Genomic DNA, 20,104 nt, shown 5'->3' with positions numbered 1-20,104 from the left:
CATGTGGAACGTTTTTTCTTTTTACGTAATATTGCAAATAATTAAACTTACGTTCCACATGGAACAATATCAAAAAAATATAAAACTTGAATAACAAAAAAGAGTTGTATAAAGATTTAAAACCTTTTTTAAATTGTATTGATTACACAGTTTCAAAAGAAAGTTACGAGGTAATGCTTAATGAAGAATATGACATGTTAGTAACCTCTCCTGTTCCATCAAATTTAGAAACATACTATTTAAGCGAAGAGTACATTTCACATACCGATAGCAAAAAAGGATTTATAGATAAAATATATCAGTTAGTAAAAAACTATACACTAAAGAAAAAATTAAAATTAATTAATTCATTCAATACCGAATCAAAAACAATTTTAGATGTTGGAGCAGGTACTGGAGATTTTTTAAAAGTATGTAAAGAAAATAATTGGGAGATAAAAGGAGTAGAACCTTCAGATAAGGCTCGTAAAATTGCAGAAGAAAAATCAATTAAACTACATAAAGAAATCACAGAGATAAAAAATACTAGTTTTGATGTAATTACTTTGTGGCATGTTTTAGAACATATTCCAAATTTAGTAGAATACACGAATCAATTAAAAAAATTATTAAAACCTAATGGTGTATTAATAATAGCTGTTCCTAATTACAAAAGTTACGATGCTGATTATTATAAAGAATTTTGGGCAGCTTATGATGTTCCAAGACACTTGTGGCATTTTTCTAAAAACTCTATTCAAAAAATATTTTCTAACATAAACATGAATGTTGAAAAAATACTTCCTATGAAGTTTGATTCTTTTTATGTTTCATTATTATCAGAAAAATACAAAAACAAAAAAAGTAAAACTGTTAAAGCATTTTTTGTTGGTTTAAAATCAAATTTGAAAGCAAAAAAGAATGGAGAGTACTCATCTTTGATATATATCATAAAAAACAAGTAAAAAACTATTTTAAAGACTATTTAAGGATAGTAAATATAAATAACAATAAAACACCTTGATTAAAAATAAAAACCTCTTAAAACTTACGTTTTAAGAGGTTTTTTAATAAATTATTTTTATTATTAAAATATAATCATAAATTTTAACTATTTAAAATATAAACACCAAAAATTGCAATTATGAAGTAAACTGCTAAAGTCATCGCACCTGCATAATCTTTTGCTAAACGTTGGCCTATTAATAAAAATATTAAAGACAATGCTGCTAATTCAATTCCTAATAAAGCTAAATCTTTTGCACCTGTTGTTGCTAAATTAAAAATACCAACAAGCATAAAAGCACCTGCTAAAATTTCCATCACTAAAATTATAGCTAACAGAAGAGGTACAGAATTTTTTAAAGGTGAATTTTTAAAATGGTCTTTGATAAAAGAAAGATTACCATTCCAATCGTTTACTTTATCTATTCCAGATTGTAAAAAAGTAACTGTTAAAAAAAGTAATATTAAAATTTCGGTGGCGTGTGTTTGTATTAGTTCCATATAATTGATTTTTAGCAAATATAATTCATCTCTGTATCTAGTTGTAACATTTTCTTAAAAATGCGTCTTATAACATATATAAGCTATATATTTAAAGAAAAATTACTAACTATTAAAAATTAAAATCATGCCTATTTTCATGTATCCGGTTATATTCTTCGGAATTATAATCTTTCTTTCTTCTTTCTTTATTATAAAACAGCAAACCGCTGGTATTATCGAAAGATTCGGTAAATTTCACAGTATCAGACACTCAGGTTTACATTTAAAGATTCCTTTAGTTGATAGAATTGCTGGAAAATTGAGTTTAAAAATTCAACAATTAGATGTTATTGTAGAAACAAAAACTCTAGATGATGTATTCGTAAAATTAAAAGTATCTGTTCAATATAAAGTTATTAGAGATAAGGTGTATGAAGCATTCTATAAGCTAGATTATCCTCACGATCAGATTACTTCTTATGTTTTTGATGTGGTACGTGCAGAAGTTCCTAAAATGCGCTTAGATGACGTATTTGTAAAGAAAGATGATATTGCAATTGCTGTAAAAGCTGAATTAAATGATGCAATGATGGAATATGGTTACGATATTATCAAAACTTTAGTAACAGATATTGATCCAGATGCTCAAGTAAAAGAAGCTATGAACCGAATTAATGCTGCTGAACGTGAAAAGGTAGCTGCACAATACGAAGGAGATGCGCAACGTATTTTAATTGTAGAAAAGGCAAAAGCTGAAGCTGAAAGTAAGCGTTTACAAGGACAAGGTATTGCAGATCAAAGACGTGAAATTGCGCGTGGATTAGAAGAGTCTGTAGAAGTTTTAAACAAAGTTGGTATCAATAGTCAGGAAGCATCTGCTTTAATCGTTGTAACGCAACATTATGATACATTACAGTCTATTGGTGGGGAAACTAACAGTAACTTAATATTATTACCAAATTCACCACAAGCAGGAAGTCAAATGTTAAATGACATGGTAGCTAGTTTTACAGCTAGTAATCAAATTGGTGAAGCCATGAAAAAAAATAAAAAATCAGAATAAATTATGATTATATCAACAACACATACTATTGAAAATAAGCCAGCTAAAGAATATTTAGGAATTGTTACGGGTGAAACAATTATTGGAGCCAATATTTTAAAAGATTTCTTTGCAGGAATTAGAGATATAGTTGGTGGACGTTCTGGTTCGTATGAAAAAGTCTTACGAGAAGCAAAAGACACATCATTAAGAGAAATGCAAGAGCGTGCTCAAGCTCTTGGAGCTAATGCTATAGTTGGTGTAGATTTAGACTATGAAACTGTAGGACCCAATGGTGGAATGCTAATGGTAACCGCCTCTGGAACAGCCATAAAGGTATAAACAAAAAGCCGATACTTAATTGTATCGGCTTTTTTTATATATAGAAAATAATTATTTCTTTTCTTCTATTTTCTCTTCTCCTTCAGTTTTAGTAGCATCTTTAAACTCTTTAATACCAGTACCTAAACCTTTCATTAGTTCTGGAATCTTCTTACCTCCAAACATTAATAAAACTAGTGCTACTACAATGGCAATTTGCCAAGGCCCGATCATTCCTAAAAATATAGTCTGTGAAATCATTTTATATTAAATTTTACAGTACAAAGATACAAAATTAACTTCTCTGTTCTATAACACCACCAATTACTTTTTTATCTTTAAATACTTCAGGTGTTCCTTTATAAAAAATTGATCCTCCAAAAGATACTTTAGCATCTAATGTTTCTCCTGATTGTACTTCTACTTTAGAACCAGAACCTGCTCTTACCATGGTCATATCAGTTACTTCTAATTTATATCCGTGATACATTCCTCCTAAGTCAGCATCAACAGTTTGGTTTTTAGATGTACCTGAAAGCCTTATAACAGCCCCTGAAGAGCTTTTTACCTTTAAATGCTTAACCTTAACTACCATGTTAATAAAAGCTCCTTCTTGAGCCTTTATTTCAACTTGTGATTGTTCTATGCCATTACTAGTAATTATTGCCCCTTCATTTGCATCGATTGTTTTTAATGTTGATGCATAATAAAGTGTAGCTTTTACTTTACCATCTGCTGTAGTTTCAGGAAATCTTAATGATATTTTTAATGTATTTCCTGATGTTTTAATTTTTACTTTTTCAGCTTTTTCGCCAGTGATAACAATTTTTGATTCATCACTTTTAACAAGCTTAACATCAATACCATTATACACTTTTACGGTAGTGAAATCTCCTAATTTTTTATCAATCGTTGTTTGTGCTGATGCTAAAACGGTCATCAAAAACAAACTCAAAAATGCTAATTTTTTCATTTTAATCGTCATTAGTTAGTTAGTATAACCAAGAATTATACCATTACTATAAAGACAAATATTAAATTTTATTGTTACAAAGTGTATAAAATTAATGTGAAATTAGATCAAAATCTAAGTGCTTGCGCTCTAAATCTGTCTTTTTAACTTTAACTACAACATTATCTCCAAGTTGAATCAAATTTTTAGTTGACTGACCTACAATAGCATACTGCTGTTCATCATAGATATAATAATCGTCTTTAATATCTCTAATACGAACCATTCCTTCACATTTGTTAGAAGAAATTTCTACATAAATTCCCCATTCAGTAACTCCAGAAACAACACCTTCAAATTCTTGGTCTTTATGATCCTGCATATACTTAACTTGCATATACTTAATAGAATCTCTCTCAGCTTTAGAAGCTAATTCTTCCATTTTTGAAGAATGTTTACATCTTTCTTCGTAAACTTCTGCTTTTGGTGATTTTCCGCCATCTAAATAATGCTGTAGTAAACGATGTGTCATTACGTCAGGATACCTACGTATTGGTGAAGTAAAGTGGCTATAGTAATCAAAAGCTAAACCATAATGTCCAATATTTTGAGTAGTATATTCAGCCTTACTCATTGATCTAATGGCTAAAGTTTCAACCATATTGGCTTCACCTTTTCCATGAACATCAGCTAGTAACTGGTTTAAAGACTGAGAAGTAGTTTCTTTACTTTCAGTATTGATCTTATATCCAAACTTACCAATAATGTTTTGCAATGAAGCTAATTTTTCAATATTGGGCTCATCATGCACACGATATACAAAAGTATTCTTAGTTGCTTTTCCTTTAGAAAATCCTATAAACTCAGCTACCTTTTTGTTTGCTAACAACATAAACTCTTCAATAAGTTTATTAGCATCTTTAGATTCTTTAAAGAAAACTCCAGTTGGATTTGCTTCTTCATCTAAATTGAATTTTACTTCGACTCTATCAAATGAAATTGCTCCAGATTTCATACGTTTTTTACGCATTTTCTTAGCAAGTTCATCTAATTTTAAAGTAGCTTCAACTATAGCGTCATCAACAATATATTCTTCTCCGGTAAGCGATACATCAGCTGGAACTATATTATTTTTATTTTCAATAATTGCCTGTGCTTCTTCATAAGCAAAACGTTTGTCAGAATAAGTTACTGTTCTTCCAAACCATTTGTTAATAATTTGAGCTTTATCGTTCATTTCAAAAACTGCTGAAAATGTCAATTTTTCTTCGTTAGGCCTTAACGAACAAGCACCATTACTTAACATTTCAGGTAACATAGGAACCACTCTATCAACTAAATAAACAGATGTTGCTCTGTCATAAGCTTCATCATCTAAAATGGTTTTTGGTTGTACATAATGTGAAACATCTGCAATATGAATTCCAATTTCATAATTACCATTTTCTAATTTTGTAAATGATAGTGCATCATCAAAATCCTTAGCATCTTTAGGATCAATAGTGAATGTCAAATCGCTTCGCATATCACGTCGTTTAGCAATCTCATCTTCTGTTATTTCTAGAGAAAGCTTTTTAGCATCTTCTTCAACTTCTTTTGGAAATTCATATGGTAAACCATATTCTAATAGAATTGAATGAATTTCTGTATTATGGTCTCCTGGTTTACCTAAAACCTCAGTTATTTTACCAAATGGATTTTTAGAATTTTCAGGCCAATCTGTTATTCTAGCAACAACTTTATCGCCATCTTGTGCATTGTTTAATTTGTTTTGCGATATAAAAATATCAGCATACATCTTAGTACTATCAGGTACTACAAAACCGAAGTTTTTATTCATTTGTAAAACTCCAACAAACTCTGTTTTAGCTCTATCTATAATTTCAACAACATCAGCTTCTAACTTATTGCTTCTTCTTTTTTTATAAACATATACTCTTACAGTATCATCATGCAAAGCTTTTCCTAAGTTAACTGAAGGAACAAATATGTCGTTTTCAAAATCATCAGAAATAAAATAAGCATTACCGTTAGAAGTAACATCCAGTGTACCAATATGATACTTTCTATCTTCATTGATTTGATATTTACCTCTATCAATTTCCTTAATTTTTTGACTGGCTGTTAGTTCTGCTAATTTTTTTAAAATTTGAGTTTTTCCATCAGTATCGGAAATTCCCATTTTACTAGCAATTTGTTTATAATTATAAAATTTAGAGCTGTCTTCGTTAAGAATTCTAAAAATGTTTCGGGTAAGATCTTTTATAATTTTCCCTTTTTTCTTGTAGATTTTTTTCTTTCTAGTCATTAATCTTTCGTCTTAAATAAATTTTCCACCAAAGTACGAATAAAATTAGACCTTGTTAATTAAATAAGAGTTATCAATTCTATTTTGTACTTTGTCGCTCCTTAATTTATTCTTTTATGCAAAAATCTTGGTTTGTAATTGTTAATCCTATTGCAGGAAATGGTAATTTTAATGAACTATGGAATGAAATTCAAAAACAATTAAATTATTATCAAATCACTTATCAACATGCTAAAACAACACATTCTAAACATGAATTAGAATTAGTTGAAAACGCTATTAATCAAGGTTTTAGAAACATAATTTCTGTAGGTGGTGATGGCACCTTACATCATGTTGTAAACGGTATAATGAAACAGAAAATTACTGATCCTAAAGAAGTTACAGTAGCTGTAATACCTTTAGGTACTGGAAATGATTGGATTAAAACCTATGGAATTTCAAAAAATATAAAAGAAGCAATAGGTTTGATAAAAGCTGAGAATAAGATATATCAAGATATTGGTTGTATAGAGTTAAATAATGAGCTCTCATACTTTAACAACGTAGCAGGAATAGGCTATGACGGTTATGTTGTTAACAAGTTGAATAAATTAAAACGTTTTGGTGCTATAGCATATTTATTAAGCGGAATTGCTGGTTTATTATTTTATAAAAAGACAACTTTTGCTATAGAAGTTAACAATAAGCTTGTTGAAACGAAGTGTTTAATGACTTTATTTGGTATTTGTAAGTACTCAGCAGGAGGGATGCAACTAACTGACTATAAAGATTCTACAAACGGTTTATTTGATATAACTATAGCTAAAAACCTGAATTTAAGCGACTTAATATTAAACATTAAGAAGTTATATAATGGTCTGATAGTCAAACATACTAAGGTAGAAACACATTTATCAAACACATTGTTAATAACTCCAAAATCAAAAAAGGACAAACCATTTATCCAAGCAGACGGAGAATTAATAGGGCAGGGAGCCATAAAAGTAACACTCATTCATAAGGCATTGCAATTCATTGTACCTAAATAAGTTAAATAAATCTTAAGAAAAATGTAACATTTCTTAAAATTTAACGTCTTTATAATAGAAAGTCGTTAATAATGAAAAAATTAAGAAAAATTATCGCTTTATTTTTATTCATCTTTATTACAGGAATCATCGTTACTGTAATAAGCATCAACTCAACGTTGAATAAAAAGACTCCTACTGAATTAGTCAAGGCTAAAGACAGTGTATACCTTATCAAAAAGTTACAGAAAACAGCTTAAGAGCTTTTTCTTGCCCTATTGTTCTCACTTATAAACAAAACTAGAGTTATAACTAACCGTATAACTCTTTTTTTATTCTCAAAAGAAACATAACTTCATCTAAAATTAGTTTCATCACAAATTTTCAAAAAGAGTTGTTATTAACATATACTATATATTAATAAAAGATATTTTAAAATTTAAAAAAAGAAATGATTGTTATTATAGTGTGTTAATATGTGGAATAAATTTCTGTTTTAATATTTGGAGTTATCACTTATTAAATAAAATAAACAGGTTATTAAGATTATAATTTCTTAGAAATCAATTATAATTTAGAGTTATTAACAAAACTTATAAACAGTAGTTCACTAAAAATTATGAATAGTTAATTTTAATTTCAGTGTAAATAAAGCGTTAATTTTATGTTGATAAATGTTAGTTAAAAACTCAAAAAAAAAGTTGCATAATTAAAGTTGGTTCTTGTATTGTAAAAAAAATGTAAATAATCAAATATTTTTTTAAAAATATACTACCAGTTCTTAACAATTACTTAATATGGTTTAAGTACTTGTTTTTAAGGAGGTTATTAAGAACACCAAAAAAAGCATTGTTAATTACTGTTGATAACCGTGAATAACTGTATTTTTGTAGTTCACAACTAAATTAAAATCAACAAATTATGACAATTGCCATAGGAAATGACCATGCAGGTACTGAATATAAGTTTGAAATCATTAAACTTTTAGAAGAATTAGGACACAAGGTTATTAATTTTGGAACGAATACAAATGATAGTATGGATTATCCTGATGCTATTCACCCCACAGCAGAAGCTGTAGAGGCAGAACAAGCAGAAATGGGAATTATACTTTGTGGAAGTGGAAACGGCGCTCAAATGACTGCAAATAAGCACCAAGGAGTAAGAGCAGCACTATGTTGGAATAATGAATTGGTTGAATTAACACGTCAGCATAACAATGCAAATATTTTAACAATTCCAGCTCGTTTTGTTTCTTTACAACAAGCTTTAGGTTTTGTTAAGATTTTTTTATCTACTGAGTTTGAAGGTGGACGTCATGCGAACAGAGTAAACAAAATACCTACTAATTGTTAATTAGTATAGCATAAGAAATATTTAAGTGAATTTTCAAGTTAAAAAATTTCAAGACTTAACAACTTCAGAACTGTATGCGATTCTTCAATTACGTTCTGAAGTTTTTGTTGTTGAGCAAAACTGTGTATATCAGGATATTGACGGAAAAGATCAAAAAGCATTACATGTTATTGGTATCAAAGATGGTACTATTATAGCTTATGCACGTTTGTTTAATAGTGGTGAATATTTTGATACACCAAGCTTTGGTAGAGTTATTATAAAGGAAACAGAACGAAAATATGGCTATGGTCACGATTTAATTAAAGCTTCTGTTCAAGCAATTGTTGATAACTATAACGAAACTAAAATTACCATTTCTGCACAAAGTTATCTTCAAAAATTTTATGAATCTCATGGCTTTGAAAAAGAGGGAGTTGAGTATTTAGAAGATGGTATTCCGCATATAAAAATGATTAAATAAAACATTGTTACATGTTTATTGAATTTTGTCAAATAGAAATTAACAATAAGGATGTTGTTTTATCTTTATTCAAGGAAGCTGCTATAAAAATTGCCAAGATGAATGTAGATCATTGGCAATACTGGAAAAATCCACCTTTAGAAAAAATTAAATGGGTTGAAGAAGGTATTGAAAATAAAGAGTTTTATTTTATTAAAAATACTGATAATGAGACCATAGGAATGGTAAGGATTTTAGAAGAAGATCTATTATATTGGGGAAAACAAGAAGATAAGTCGTTGTATATCCATTCATTAGTAGTAAGAGAGCAATTCAATAAAAAAGGAGTTGGAAAAATTATTTTAAATAAAGTAGAAAGTTTAGCTCAACAAAAACAATATAAATATTTAAGACTGGATGCAGTTTCAACAAATACAAAACTTTGTAAATATTATGAAAAACAAGGTTTTAATAAGGTTGGAACAAAAGAATTAAAAGATACTGTTAATAACCTTTATCAAAGAGAGGTTTAATCAATTAGTTTTTCAACTTCAATAACTTCTCCAGATTCCATTTTACCTAATTCAATATCACCTACACGAACTCTAACTAAACGAAGTGTAGGAAAACCAACGGCAGAAGTCATTTTTCGAACTTGTCTAAACTTACCTTCTGTTAAAGTAACAGAAATCCAGGAAGTTGGTCCATGACGGTCGTCTCTTATTTTTTTCGAACGTTCAGGAAATTCAGGAGTATCTATCATACTAACTTTGCAAGGTTTAGTCATGTATTTTTTTCCGTCAAAACCAATTTGAACACCGTTTTCTAATTGCTCAATTTCGGTAGTTGTTATTTGTCCGTTAACTTGTACATAATATTCCTTTTCAACTTTTCCTCTAGTAGTAATAAAATCACTTACTTTTCCATCAGTTGTTAACAATAATAAACCCTCCGATTTTACATCGAGTCTACCAACTGCCATGGTCTTTTCAGGGAAATCAAAAAGTTCCCCCAATAACTTATGTTTACCACCTTTCTTTTGATTTGTAATAAACTGAGATAGAAAACCATAAGGTTTATAAATAATAAAATGACGGTGTTTCATAAGTATTTTATAAAGCACTAATGGTTACAGAAAATAGATCTTTACCAGTGCTTATTCTCATATTTTTTTCTGAATATTTTTGAGTTGTTAACAATGGATAATGGCTTATAGGTTCAATACAAACCATATTGTTAACCTCGGTCCATAACATAAAATTGTTAAAGTTTTCAGTGGCAATTTTTACATTAGAAGTATTGTCTTTAACTAAAAAAATTTCGTTGGTATTTAAAACTTTATAAGCAGCAGAACCAACATCTAAAATAGTTTTTAAACTAATTTCTTCTTCTTTAGTTTTTATAATTTCATTTCCAGAACCAGAAAGTTTAAAACTAGGATGATAGCCAATCATAAAAGGCATTCCTTTATCGCTTATAATTTCAAAATCAATATGTAAAGAAGAATTTGATAGTGAAATTATTTTTCTAAACACAAAATCATAAGGCCAAAACAAATATTCTTGAGTAGATTTTTTAGGAAATTTTGAATTTTTTATTTGAGTGTTTTTCTCATATTTTTTTTCAAAAATAGCTTTAGTATCATCATTAGAAACTAATTCATATTCAAGTTCTCTTAACAGTCCGTGTTGGTCTTGTTTACCAAAACCTTGTATTGTTTCAATAGTATAATTATTAAGTTTTGTGGGACCAATAACAGGAAACATTTCAATGTCAGAAGCATTCCATCCAGGAGCATCTTTAGAGTGAATAAGCTCTTCGTTATGAACAATAAAACTAACAAGTTCACCATTTGTAATGGTAGCAGAACTATGTATACTATTTAAAAAAATATTAGAACTCATTTTTTAAAATGATTAAGGAAAACAATATTACAAAATGTAGCATAAAAAAGATAGGAAAATAAGAGGAGTTTTTTATAACTTAGCGACTCTTATTTTATAATATAATTAGCACGATTTATGGCAGCAGATAAAGAAAAAGAAGCAAAATTAAAAGCGCTTCAACTTACTTTAGATAAGTTAGATAAGACTTACGGTAAGGGAACGGTAATGAAGTTAGGTGACAGCCAGGTAGAAGATGTAGATGCAATATCATCAGGATCTTTAGGTTTAGATTTAGCTTTAGGAGTAGGAGGATATCCTCGTGGTAGAATTATAGAAATTTACGGACCAGAATCATCTGGTAAAACGACTTTAACAATCCATGCAATTGCAGAAGCGCAAAAAGCTGGAGGTATTGCAGCATTTATTGATGCAGAGCACGCTTTTGATCGTTTTTATGCAGAAAGTTTAGGAGTAGATGTTGATAATTTAATTATTTCACAACCAGATCATGGTGAACAAGCATTAGAAATTGCCGATAACTTAATTCGTTCTGGAGCAATTGATATTGTTGTAGTTGACTCGGTTGCAGCTTTAACACCGAAATCGGAAATTGAAGGTGAAATGGGAGATTCTAAAATGGGATTACATGCCCGTTTAATGTCTCAAGCGTTACGTAAATTAACAGGTACAATTAGTAAAACAAAATGTACAGTTATATTCATTAACCAATTACGTGAAAAAATTGGAGTAATGTTTGGAAATCCAGAAACAACAACTGGAGGTAACGCTTTAAAATTCTATGCTTCAGTTCGTTTAGATATTCGTCGTAGAACACAAATAAAAGATGGCGATAGAGTAATTGGTAACAGTACTAAAGTAAAAATTGTTAAAAATAAAGTAGCACCACCTTTCCAAATGACAGAGTTTGATATTATGTATGGAGAAGGAATATCAAAAGTAGGAGAAGTATTAGATATTGGTGTAGAATACGGTATTATAAAGAAAAGTGGTTCGTGGTTTAGTTATGGAGATACTAAGCTAGGTCAGGGTAGAGATGCAGTTAAAAATTTAATTAAAGACAACCCAGAATTAGCTGAAGAACTTGAAGGAAAAATTAAAGATGCTATTGAAAATCAAGAATAAGTTTTAAATTAAAAGTTCAAACTACTACTAAGAAGCTGTTGAAATATTTCAACAGCTTTTTTTTGTATATTTTAAGTTGTCAATTTAAGACAAAACCTAAACTAAACCTTCCTTTTACATTTGCAGTATGGAAACAAAAGAATTCTATAAAAGCCGATTGCAACAGGTAGTTTCCTATGTAAGAACCCAATACAATAAAAAGATTTTAATAGAAGAATTGGAAGAGCTATCTAATTTCTCGTACAGAAATCTTCAACGTATTTTCAAAGCATATTATAATGAAACTATAGGAGCTTATGTAACAAGATTAAAAATAGAAAATGGCGCTAAAATGTTGTTGTTTACAAAAGATGAAATCAAGCAAATAGCAGAAAATGTTGGCTATTCGGACGTACAATCTTTTAGTAAATCATTTAAAAAACATTTTGGAATTACACCAGCTATTTATAGAAATAGAAAAGAAGAAATTCTTAAAAAAAATAGTAATAAAACAAATACAATTATGCCTTTTTATGAAGACAGAATTACTGTTTTAGAAACCAAAAAAGTAGTGTATAAAACGTATAAAGGAGATTATTATAGTACTAAGGTTGATGAAATTTGGGATCAGTTATTAGAAGAAGTTGAAAGCTATAAAGTTGAAATAGAAGAGCTAGAATCTTTTGGAATAATTTGGGACGAACCTATTATTTCAGAAAGTATAAACTATAATTACGATGCTTGTTTAGTAATTGATGATACTTTAAAAATACCAGATAAAAAATTTAAAGTAAAGAACATACCAAGTAAGAAATATGCTGTCTTTACACATGTAGGAGATTATAAATCAATAAGTAAAACCTACGATAAAATATTTAGTAGTTGGTTATTTGCAACTGACAAAGAAATATCAGAAGATCCTTTTTTAGAATTTTATACAAAACACGAATCTCATACAGAGAATCCAAAAGAATACGAAACAGAAATTTATGTACCCTTAAAAGGTTGATTTTTAAAATCGACATTAAAATGAAGAAAATGAAATTATTAATCATATTTTTTAGCTTAATACTAACTTCAAACTCTTGTAGTAAAAAAGAAGATATAGCTGTAATAAAAGACAATTCTAGTACACAAAAAATGTATTATAACGGAAAAATATTTACAGTAAATGAAGCTCAACCATGGGCTGAAGCCTTAATTATTGAAAAAAATAAAATAGTTTTTGTAGGTTCTAATTCTGAAGCAGAGCAAAAGATAGAAAAAGGAGCTGAAAAAATTAATTTAAAAGGAAAGTTAGTATTACCAGGTTTTCATGATGTTCATATGCATCCAATGGAAGTAGGATCGACAACTACTGTTTTTACATTAAATGAAAACGAAAGTGATGCAGAAAATTATATATCAATAATAAAAAAGGCAGCTCAAGATAATCCAAATGTAAAGTGGTTAATAGGTTTTGGACATTCAATAGGAGCATTATTTGACGCTCAAAGAAGTCCGTTAGAAATTATAGATGAAGCAGTTTCAGATAGGCCAGTAATTATTATGGAACAAACATCGCACTCTATGTGGATCAATTCAAAAGGTTTAGAAATGGCAGGAATTACGGGGGCGAGCAAAAATCCGCAAGGCGGAATTATAATGAAAGACAACGGCGCTTTAAATGGAGTTCTAATAGACAATGCTGGAGACCTAGTTTATCAGCAAGCATTAACTGCTTTAAAAGATGCGAATGGAGAATATGATGGGATGGTTTCTTATGTTTTACCAGAGCTAGCAAAACATGGAATAACATCAGTTTCTGACGCGAGAACTTATTGGAAAAGAGATCAGCATAAAACATGGAAAAATTTAGCAGATAATGGTAAACTAACAGCTCGTTTTAATTTAGGTTTATGGGCATATCCTACAGCTGATGATGCAAGTCAAATAGCATCACTAAAAACATTATTTGAAAATAATGAAAACAGTTTATTAAAAATTAATCAAATTAAATTGTATTCAGATGGTATAACACATAATACAACAGCAGCTTTACACAGTAACTATAAAGAAGACTATTTTAATCAACCTACCAATAATGGATTGAATTATTTTACTGAAAACAGAATAGCAAAGTATGTTCAGGAACTAGAATCGGTTGGTTTTGATTTTCATATACATGCTATTGGCGACAGGGGAGTTACAGAAGCTTTAAACGCTATTCAAAAAAGTGGATCAGATAAGGGAAGGCATCGTTTAACACATGTTGAAATGGTTTCTTTATCAGATATGAACAGATTTAAACAATTAAACGTAACAGCAGATGCGCAAGTAGCTGGAGATTTTACGCAACCACAAAATTGGCATCATAATAATCATTTGTTAGGAAGTACGTTGGCTGATAATCAAGTTCCAATAAAATCATTAAAAGAAGCGGGAGCTAGGTTAACTTTAAGTAGCGATTGGAATGTGAGTTCATTAAATCCATTCATTGGACTTCAAAATGCAGTTACAAGATCTCCACAAAATATAAGTTTAGAAGAAGCAATTAAAGCGTATACAATTAATGGAGCCTATGTAATGAGACAAGAAAATAAAGTAGGTTCATTGGAAGTAGGGAAGTTGGCAGACTTTGTAGTTTTAGATCGAGATATTTTTACAATTTCTACCTCTCAAATTAAACAAACAAAAGTTATTTTGACTATTTTTAACGGGAAAGAAATTTATAAAAAATAGCCTTGATAAACATATCAGAAAACATACAATTAAAAGAGATTTCGATTACAGATTCGGAGTCTCTTTTTACATTAATGAAAGAAGTTTATCCAGCTGCTTATAATCATTTCTGGAAAGATGATGGAAGTTGGTATTTGGATAGTCAGTATTCAAAAGAGAATATAAAAAAAGAACTTTTAGAAGAAAACGCTGCGTATTATTTTGTGCTATTTAAAAATGAAATAATAGGTAATTTTAGAATTCTTTGGGATAAGAAGTTAGCTGGTTTTGAAGATCAAAGAAGTGTAAAATTGCATAGAATATATTTACATTCAAAAGTACAAGGGAATGGTATAGGAAAATCCTTATTAACTTGGTTAGAAAAAGAAGCAATAAAAAAACAATATGAACTTATTTGGCTAGATGCTATGGATGAAAAACCACAAGCGTTTAAGTTTTATAAAAAACAAGGATACCAATATCATTCACATTGTTTTTTAGATTTTGACTTGTTGTATGATAATGTCAGAAAAATGAGCCAACTTTACAAAAAGTTGAATTAAACTCCAGTACTACCAAAACCACCAGCACCACGTTCAGTTTCGTCTAAAACCGTAACTTCTTGCCAGTTTACACGTTCGTGTTTAGCAATAACAAGTTGTGCAATACGTTCTCCATCGTTAACTATAAAATCTTCGTTAGATAAGTTTACTAAAATTACTCCAATTTCGCCTCTATAATCAGCATCAACAGTACCTGGAGCATTTAAAACAGTAATTCCTTTTTTGGCAGCGAGTCCGCTTCGCGGACGTACCTGTGCTTCATAACCCTGCGGCAAAGCTATAAATAAACCAGTTTTAATAATAGCTCTTTCTAATGGCTTTAAAGTTATAGCAGCATCAATATTGGCACGTAAGTCCATACCAGCCGAACCTTCAGTCTCATAAGCAGGAGTTTGGTGTTTTGATTTGTTAATTATTTGTACGTTCATATTTTTATTTTATTCATTTGTAGTTTTAGATCTATAATTTCGGATAAATATATTTCATTTAAAAATTCATTATAAAAATCTTCTCTCTTATAATCTATATATTCCTCAGCTTTTAAAATATGATAATTAGCTTTTTTAATTTTTTTCAATTTTAAATAGGTTTTAGCTAACCAATAATGAGCTTCACAAGTATATTCTGATTGTTTTAAAGCTCTTTTTAATTCATTAATAGCTTTTTCATAATTATTTAATTTAAATTGAGAGATGCCTAAATAAACAAAAGTTTGTATATCTACCCATTCATCTCCATTTTGGTTTATTATACTTTGATTAAAGTAAATTATAGATGTATTATAATCTTTTTTACCAAAATAACATTCACCTCTTAAAAAGTCAATATCTTCATTCCAAGGCGCATCAACAAAATTTGGCGTTAAACTATCAAGTTTATTAAAATCTGATAAGGCTTTATCATAATTTCTGAGTTTTCTTAAATTTATCCACCCTCTGTACCCAAGATGTTTTTCAGGTTCTAGTTCTACAGCTTTATTTAAATATTTAAAACCAGTAGTAAAATCTCCAGCTTTATTAAAATCTATAGAATATTTATAATAATCGTTACTATCTGTACTTTCAAAAGCTTCAATTTTTTTAGCTTTTTCAGCATATTCTTTTTGGTAAATTTTATTACAAAAATATAAATAACCTAAGATACCTATTACAAAAATGAATAATAAAGCACCTATTGCTTTAAAAAATTTCTTTAATAATTCCATCTTTAATTTTTAAACGAATTAAATAAAATGTTTTGGTCTCGGTATCATTTTGCCAGCCAGATAAGTTACTTGAAACTGTTTCAATTTTCTTTATAAGTTCTCCATTATTAAAAGATACTGGCTGATAATTTTCATCAATTTGAAAGTTTTCCTGATTGCAAAAAACGCCAAATTTATCGATATGTATTTTCAAAATAATCATACCGTTTTCGGGAATAATATTATGTTCTTGAGAAATTAATTTTTCAAAAGAATTTCTTATGGTAATATTTTCTCCTTTAATTTTAGTGTTATGATATTGGTAAGAAAAGTTTATAAGTTTAGATGAATAATAAGGTTCAGAATATTCTTCACAGGGTTCTTTTTTTTTAATACAAGATGAAAGAAATATTAAGAAAATAAGCGCAATTTTGAAGGTTTTCATTTTTCATTTTTTTCAACCTTCAAATATAATACCTTTAAGTTATAGATAGTAGTTTATAGTTTTATTAATTTTGTCTTAGAAATAAAATACTACTATGAGTACACATCAAAAGATAGCAGTTTTAGGTGGAGGAAGTTGGGCTACGGCTATTGTAAAAATGTTATCAGAAAACCTAGATACTATTGGTTGGTATATGCGAAGTGTATATGCTATTGAACATATAAAACGTAATAAACATAATCCTAGTTATTTAAGTTCTGCAGAACTACATCCAGAGCAATTAGATTTGTCTGATGATATGAATTACATTGTAGAAAATTATGATGTTTTAATTTTTGCAATTCCATCAGCATTTCTAAAAACTGAACTAGAAAAATTGTCTGTTTCACTTGAAAATAAAATTATTTTTTCGGCAATAAAAGGAATCGTTCCCGAGTCGGGATTAATAGTAGGTGAGCATTTCCATGATATTCATAATGTGCCTTTTGAAAACATAGGAGTTATTACTGGTCCTTGCCATGCAGAAGAAGTTGCTATGGAACGATTATCGTACTTAACCTTAGCTTGTCAGGACGAACAAAAAGCAAAAGATTTAAGTAAGTTTATTGCTGGACGTTATATAAAAACTAAAATATCTGACGATATTATTGGTACAGAATATGCTGCCATGTTAAAAAACATCTATGCAATAGCTGCAGGTATAGCGCATGGTTTAGGTTATGGAGATAATTTCCAATCGGTATTGATGAGTAATGCGATTCGTGAAATGAAACGATTTATTAAAAAGGTTCATAAAATGAAACGTAACATTAATAATTCGGCCTATTTAGGAGATTTATTAGTTACAGGATATTCAGTTTTTAGTAGAAACAGAATGTTTGGAAATATGATTGGTAAAGGTTACACTGTAAAATCGGCTATGTTTGAAATGAGTATGGTTGCAGAAGGGTACTATGCTACAAAGAGTGCTTATAAAATTAATCAGAAAAACGGTGCAAAAACTCCTATTATCGACGCTGTTTATAATGTCTTATACGACAAAAAAGAAGCGAAAGATGAGTTTTTAAAGTTAACAAATAGATTAGATTAGTTGTCTGCATTTGTACAAATAATCCTTCTTAATAAAAAGAAGTCTACTCACCAATCGCTTCTAGATTGAGTTGTGTGTAGGTTTTGTAACGAATTACAATAACGACAAATTTAATTTAAAATTCTGATTGACAAACTTTTTTGTAAAAATATATTCTTATTTAAATTAGAGAAATAATTTTACAGTTAGTTTAAAATTTTATAGATTCGTTTAAAATCAAACAATAATGAAAACGATACAAGAAGCTGTAGAAATTACAATTAGAAAGACACCGTTTATTGAAGAAGCTTTAAATGAGAAGCTTATCAATGTATCCTCTTTAGCTAGAGAAATTTTACCAGAAGTATCAAAGCTTTTAAAAAAGGAAGTAAAAGTTGGTGCAGTAATGATGGCTATTAACAGGCTATCACCTGCTAACGAATTAAGAGTACGTAAAAATATTAAACGTTTAGCTCTTGATTTAGGCGATGTAATAGTACGTTCTGACTTATGCGATTTTACGTTTAAAAATACAACTTCATTATTAAAAGAGATTGCTAAAATTTTAAGTAAATCGGCAGATAGTAACGATTATTTCTTAACGGTTTCTCAAGGAATATTTGAAACAAATATTGTTACGAGTAAAAATTTACAACCTTATGTTGAAGAAATTTTTAAACGTGAAACGTTAATTAATAATGTTAATGATTTAGCTTCAATTACAATAAAATTACCAAAAGATAACTTAGAGCAATCAGGAGTTTACTATTTTATTTTAAAACAGTTTGCTTGGGCAAACATAGCAGTACAAGAGGTAATATCTACAACTCATGAAATGACAATTGTTGTAAAAGAACAAGATATTAATGAAACTTTTGCCATTTTAATGGATTTAAAACTGAATTAAAACAAAAGAATGGATAAAAAAGATCCCTACGCATCACTAAGAATTAAGGAATTTAATATTTTTCTTTTAGTGCGTTTTTTATTGGTTTTTGCTTGGTCAATGCAGTTTGTTATTATTGAATGGAAGGTATATGACATGACAGAAAGTGAATTAAGTCTTGGTATTATTGGGGCTTGTGAATTTGTTCCAGCATTTTCTATGGCGTTATTTGCAGGACACATAGTAGATCAAAAAGAAAAAAGAAACCTCTTAGCTTTATGTATAGCCTTATTTTCTTTAATAAGTTTTGGTTTGTATTTTTTAACTACTCCTGAATTTGTTGAAAATTGGAGTTCTAATACAGTTTTATACTCCATTTATGCATTGGTATTTTTTGGAGGGTTCTTGCGTTCATTTTTTGGTCCTACTATTTTTTCGTTAATATCACTAATTGTACCTAAAAAATTATACCCTAATGCAGCTACTTGGAGTAGTTCTACTTGGCAAGTAGCTAAGGTTTTAGGGCCTGCTTTTGCTGGACTTACAATAGCTTTTTGTGGAGTACCATTTTCTTTAAATATTGTTTTTCTATTGGTAGTAATATCTTTATTATTTGTATTCTTTATAAAGAAAAAGCCAATAATGAATCATAAAAAGGGGGAGCCAATAAAAAAGAGTTTAAAAGAAGGAATTTCATTTGTGTTTAAAACAAAAGTAATTTTAGGAGCTATTACGTTAGATATGATTTCGGTATTGTTTGGAGGAGCTATTGCATTATTACCTGTATTTGCTAAAGATATATTGGATGTTGGAGCTTCAGGTTTTGGAATTTTATATGCAGCCCCAGCTGTAGGAGCATCTTTAACGATGTTAATTACAGCATATATACCAATTAGTAAAAATGCTGGTATGAAATTACTAGCAGCCATTTTTGGCTTTGGAGTATGTATTATTGTATTCGGACTTTCATCAATTTTTTGGGTATCCTTATTAGCTTTGTTTTTTAGCGGTGTTACCGATGGAATTTCAATGGTTATAAGACAAACTATTTTACAATTAAAAACACCAGATCATATGAGAGGTAGAGTTGCTTCAGTAAATTCTATGTTTGTTGGGTCATCAAATGAGTTAGGAGCGTTTGAGAGCGGTTTAACTGCAAAATTAATGGGAACGGTTACTGCAGTAGTTTTTGGTGGAACTATGACCTTAATTACGGTAATTACAACAGGTGTTTTAAATCCAACATTACGAAAGTTAGATCTAACAAAGGATTTAGAAGCACATGAGAAAATAGAATAGTACTATTATAATTTCACTATAAAAATAAACCCCGTAAAAGAATTCTCTTACGG

The 20,104-nt window shown here is 29.2% G+C and carries 24 protein-coding genes; 15 read left to right on the top strand and 9 right to left on the bottom strand.

The annotated features are described in order from the left end of the window. The first annotated feature begins 86 nt into the window (after positions 1-86). Positions 87-944: a class I SAM-dependent methyltransferase gene (locus tag F7018_RS00725; protein ID WP_246175017.1), complete on the top strand. Its 858-nt coding sequence runs from the start codon at positions 87-89 to the stop codon at positions 942-944. 142 nt (positions 945-1,086) lie between these two features. Here the strand turns inward: F7018_RS00725 and F7018_RS00720 are convergent, their stop codons facing one another. Next, positions 1,087-1,485: a DoxX family protein gene (locus F7018_RS00720; protein WP_150898061.1), complete on the bottom strand. Its 399-nt coding sequence runs from the start codon at positions 1,483-1,485 to the stop codon at positions 1,087-1,089. 127 nt (positions 1,486-1,612) lie between these two features. Between F7018_RS00720 and F7018_RS00715 the strand changes: the two genes are divergently transcribed. Both F7018_RS00715 and F7018_RS00710 read left to right on the top strand, forming a co-directional pair. After that, the gene (locus tag F7018_RS00715) at positions 1,613-2,530 is read left to right on the top strand and encodes an SPFH domain-containing protein (RefSeq protein WP_150898060.1); all 918 of its coding nucleotides are present in this window, start codon (positions 1,613-1,615) and stop codon (positions 2,528-2,530) included. A 3-nt stretch (positions 2,531-2,533) separates the two neighbouring features. Continuing rightward, positions 2,534-2,851: a heavy metal-binding domain-containing protein gene (locus tag F7018_RS00710; RefSeq protein WP_150898059.1), complete on the top strand. Its 318-nt coding sequence runs from the start codon at positions 2,534-2,536 to the stop codon at positions 2,849-2,851. A 51-nt stretch (positions 2,852-2,902) separates the two neighbouring features. Here the strand turns inward: F7018_RS00710 and F7018_RS00705 are convergent, their stop codons facing one another. From F7018_RS00705 to rnr, 3 genes are all read right to left on the bottom strand, one after another. Next, positions 2,903-3,091, bottom strand: a complete 189-nt coding sequence (locus F7018_RS00705; RefSeq protein WP_150898058.1) for a Sec-independent protein translocase subunit TatA/TatB — start codon at positions 3,089-3,091, stop codon at positions 2,903-2,905. A 34-nt stretch (positions 3,092-3,125) separates the two neighbouring features. Further along, a complete protein-coding gene (locus F7018_RS00700; RefSeq protein WP_150898057.1) occupies positions 3,126-3,803 on the bottom strand; it encodes a head GIN domain-containing protein in 678 nt (225 codons plus the stop codon). A gap of 91 nt (positions 3,804-3,894) precedes the next feature. Continuing rightward, positions 3,895-6,090, bottom strand: coding sequence for a ribonuclease R (rnr, locus tag F7018_RS00695; RefSeq protein WP_150898056.1), 2,196 nt, complete (start codon positions 6,088-6,090; stop codon positions 3,895-3,897). A 116-nt stretch (positions 6,091-6,206) separates the two neighbouring features. On the opposite strand from rnr, the gene F7018_RS00690 reads away from it, so the two are divergent. The 5 genes from F7018_RS00690 (at position 6,207) to F7018_RS00675 (ending at position 9,431) form a co-directional block, all read left to right on the top strand. Continuing rightward, positions 6,207-7,121 (top strand): diacylglycerol/lipid kinase family protein, encoded by a 915-nt coding sequence (locus F7018_RS00690; RefSeq protein ID WP_150898055.1) that lies wholly within the window; start codon positions 6,207-6,209, stop codon positions 7,119-7,121. Between the two features lie 71 nt (positions 7,122-7,192). After that, positions 7,193-7,360: a hypothetical protein gene (locus F7018_RS18225; RefSeq protein ID WP_175578598.1), complete on the top strand. Its 168-nt coding sequence runs from the start codon at positions 7,193-7,195 to the stop codon at positions 7,358-7,360. A 661-nt stretch (positions 7,361-8,021) separates the two neighbouring features. After that, positions 8,022-8,456, top strand: a complete 435-nt coding sequence (rpiB, locus tag F7018_RS00685; RefSeq protein WP_150898054.1) for a ribose 5-phosphate isomerase B — start codon at positions 8,022-8,024, stop codon at positions 8,454-8,456. A 25-nt stretch (positions 8,457-8,481) separates the two neighbouring features. Then, positions 8,482-8,919: a GNAT family N-acetyltransferase gene (locus tag F7018_RS00680; RefSeq protein WP_150898053.1), complete on the top strand. Its 438-nt coding sequence runs from the start codon at positions 8,482-8,484 to the stop codon at positions 8,917-8,919. Positions 8,920-8,930: 11 nt separating this feature from the next. Then, positions 8,931-9,431, top strand: coding sequence for a GNAT family N-acetyltransferase (locus tag F7018_RS00675; protein WP_150898052.1), 501 nt, complete (start codon positions 8,931-8,933; stop codon positions 9,429-9,431). On the opposite strand, the gene F7018_RS00670 is transcribed toward F7018_RS00675, so the two are convergent. After that, positions 9,428-10,003, bottom strand: a complete 576-nt coding sequence (locus F7018_RS00670) for a pseudouridine synthase (protein ID WP_150898051.1) — start codon at positions 10,001-10,003, stop codon at positions 9,428-9,430. The genes F7018_RS00675 and F7018_RS00670 overlap by 4 nt on opposite strands. Positions 10,004-10,010: 7 nt before the next feature. Then, positions 10,011-10,802, bottom strand: a complete 792-nt coding sequence (locus F7018_RS00665) for an aldose epimerase family protein (RefSeq protein ID WP_150898050.1) — start codon at positions 10,800-10,802, stop codon at positions 10,011-10,013. Between the two features lie 117 nt (positions 10,803-10,919). Here F7018_RS00665 and recA point away from each other — a divergent pair, with 117 nt between their 5' ends. From recA to F7018_RS00645, 4 genes are all read left to right on the top strand, one after another. Next, a complete protein-coding gene (gene recA / locus F7018_RS00660) occupies positions 10,920-11,927 on the top strand; it encodes a recombinase RecA (RefSeq protein ID WP_150898049.1) in 1,008 nt (335 codons plus the stop codon). 127 nt (positions 11,928-12,054) lie between these two features. Beyond that, positions 12,055-12,915 carry an AraC family transcriptional regulator gene (locus F7018_RS00655; RefSeq protein ID WP_150898048.1) on the top strand — a complete coding sequence of 287 codons (861 nt, stop codon included), beginning with the start codon at positions 12,055-12,057 and terminating at the stop codon, positions 12,913-12,915. 29 nt (positions 12,916-12,944) lie between these two features. After that, entirely contained in the window at positions 12,945-14,627 is a 1,683-nt protein-coding gene (locus tag F7018_RS00650) for an amidohydrolase (protein ID WP_217701339.1), read from the top strand. Between the two features lie 2 nt (positions 14,628-14,629). Further along, positions 14,630-15,169, top strand: a complete 540-nt coding sequence (locus F7018_RS00645) for a GNAT family N-acetyltransferase (RefSeq protein ID WP_150898046.1) — start codon at positions 14,630-14,632, stop codon at positions 15,167-15,169. On the opposite strand, the gene dut is transcribed toward F7018_RS00645, so the two are convergent. Genes dut through F7018_RS00630 form a run of 3 tightly spaced genes read right to left on the bottom strand, consistent with a single transcriptional unit; the run spans position 15,166 to position 16,797 of the window. Beyond that, entirely contained in the window at positions 15,166-15,597 is a 432-nt protein-coding gene (dut, locus tag F7018_RS00640; RefSeq protein WP_150898045.1) for a dUTP diphosphatase, read from the bottom strand. The two genes, F7018_RS00645 and dut, sit on opposite strands and share 4 nt — an antisense overlap. Next, on the bottom strand, positions 15,594-16,373 hold the full coding sequence (locus F7018_RS00635; RefSeq protein ID WP_150898044.1) for a tetratricopeptide repeat protein: 780 nt from the start codon (positions 16,371-16,373) through the stop codon (positions 15,594-15,596). The genes dut and F7018_RS00635 overlap by 4 nt, the downstream gene beginning before the upstream one ends. Next, positions 16,348-16,797: a hypothetical protein gene (locus tag F7018_RS00630; RefSeq protein WP_150898043.1), complete on the bottom strand. Its 450-nt coding sequence runs from the start codon at positions 16,795-16,797 to the stop codon at positions 16,348-16,350. The genes F7018_RS00635 and F7018_RS00630 overlap by 26 nt, the downstream gene beginning before the upstream one ends. A 94-nt stretch (positions 16,798-16,891) precedes the next feature. Here F7018_RS00630 and F7018_RS00625 point away from each other — a divergent pair, with 94 nt between their 5' ends. From F7018_RS00625 to F7018_RS00615, 3 genes are all read left to right on the top strand, one after another. Beyond that, positions 16,892-17,887: an NAD(P)H-dependent glycerol-3-phosphate dehydrogenase gene (locus tag F7018_RS00625; protein WP_150898042.1), complete on the top strand. Its 996-nt coding sequence runs from the start codon at positions 16,892-16,894 to the stop codon at positions 17,885-17,887. A 226-nt stretch (positions 17,888-18,113) separates the two neighbouring features. Beyond that, positions 18,114-18,773: a hypothetical protein gene (locus F7018_RS00620; RefSeq protein WP_150898041.1), complete on the top strand. Its 660-nt coding sequence runs from the start codon at positions 18,114-18,116 to the stop codon at positions 18,771-18,773. A 9-nt stretch (positions 18,774-18,782) separates the two neighbouring features. Next, the gene (locus F7018_RS00615; RefSeq protein ID WP_150898040.1) at positions 18,783-20,051 is read left to right on the top strand and encodes an MFS transporter; all 1,269 of its coding nucleotides are present in this window, start codon (positions 18,783-18,785) and stop codon (positions 20,049-20,051) included. Positions 20,052-20,104 lie beyond the last annotated feature (53 nt).

The organism is Tenacibaculum aiptasiae (assembly GCF_008806755.1).
GTDB lineage: Bacteria > Bacteroidota > Bacteroidia > Flavobacteriales > Flavobacteriaceae > Polaribacter > Polaribacter aiptasiae.
The sequence above is the reverse complement of the archived record's forward strand: the minus strand, read 5'-3'. Positions and strand labels throughout refer to the sequence as shown.

Bases quoted from the DNA above. Each gene is read 5' to 3' on its own strand.
- F7018_RS00670 (WP_150898051.1), bottom strand. From the start codon at position 10,003: ATGAAACACCGTCATTTTATTATTTATAAACCTTATGGTTTTCTATCT.
- F7018_RS00715 (WP_150898060.1), top strand. From the start codon at position 1,613: ATGCCTATTTTCATGTATCCGGTTATATTCTTCGGAATTATAATCTTT.
- recA (WP_150898049.1), top strand. From the start codon at position 10,920: ATGGCAGCAGATAAAGAAAAAGAAGCAAAATTAAAAGCGCTTCAACTT.
- F7018_RS00655 (WP_150898048.1), top strand. From the start codon at position 12,055: ATGGAAACAAAAGAATTCTATAAAAGCCGATTGCAACAGGTAGTTTCC.
- F7018_RS00665 (WP_150898050.1), bottom strand. From the start codon at position 10,802: ATGAGTTCTAATATTTTTTTAAATAGTATACATAGTTCTGCTACCATT.
- rpiB (WP_150898054.1), top strand. From the start codon at position 8,022: ATGACAATTGCCATAGGAAATGACCATGCAGGTACTGAATATAAGTTT.
- F7018_RS00690 (WP_150898055.1), top strand. From the start codon at position 6,207: ATGCAAAAATCTTGGTTTGTAATTGTTAATCCTATTGCAGGAAATGGT.
- F7018_RS00635 (WP_150898044.1), bottom strand. From the start codon at position 16,373: ATGGAATTATTAAAGAAATTTTTTAAAGCAATAGGTGCTTTATTATTC.
- F7018_RS00615 (WP_150898040.1), top strand. From the start codon at position 18,783: ATGGATAAAAAAGATCCCTACGCATCACTAAGAATTAAGGAATTTAAT.
- F7018_RS00720 (WP_150898061.1), bottom strand. From the start codon at position 1,485: ATGGAACTAATACAAACACACGCCACCGAAATTTTAATATTACTTTTT.
- F7018_RS00700 (WP_150898057.1), bottom strand. From the start codon at position 3,803: ATGAAAAAATTAGCATTTTTGAGTTTGTTTTTGATGACCGTTTTAGCA.
- dut (WP_150898045.1), bottom strand. From the start codon at position 15,597: ATGAACGTACAAATAATTAACAAATCAAAACACCAAACTCCTGCTTAT.
- F7018_RS00620 (WP_150898041.1), top strand. From the start codon at position 18,114: ATGAAAACGATACAAGAAGCTGTAGAAATTACAATTAGAAAGACACCG.
- F7018_RS00630 (WP_150898043.1), bottom strand. From the start codon at position 16,797: ATGAAAACCTTCAAAATTGCGCTTATTTTCTTAATATTTCTTTCATCT.
- F7018_RS00705 (WP_150898058.1), bottom strand. From the start codon at position 3,091: ATGATTTCACAGACTATATTTTTAGGAATGATCGGGCCTTGGCAAATT.
- F7018_RS00625 (WP_150898042.1), top strand. From the start codon at position 16,892: ATGAGTACACATCAAAAGATAGCAGTTTTAGGTGGAGGAAGTTGGGCT.
- F7018_RS18225 (WP_175578598.1), top strand. From the start codon at position 7,193: ATGAAAAAATTAAGAAAAATTATCGCTTTATTTTTATTCATCTTTATT.
- F7018_RS00650 (WP_217701339.1), top strand. From the start codon at position 12,945: ATGAAATTATTAATCATATTTTTTAGCTTAATACTAACTTCAAACTCT.
- F7018_RS00675 (WP_150898052.1), top strand. From the start codon at position 8,931: ATGTTTATTGAATTTTGTCAAATAGAAATTAACAATAAGGATGTTGTT.
- rnr (WP_150898056.1), bottom strand. From the start codon at position 6,090: ATGACTAGAAAGAAAAAAATCTACAAGAAAAAAGGGAAAATTATAAAA.
- F7018_RS00710 (WP_150898059.1), top strand. From the start codon at position 2,534: ATGATTATATCAACAACACATACTATTGAAAATAAGCCAGCTAAAGAA.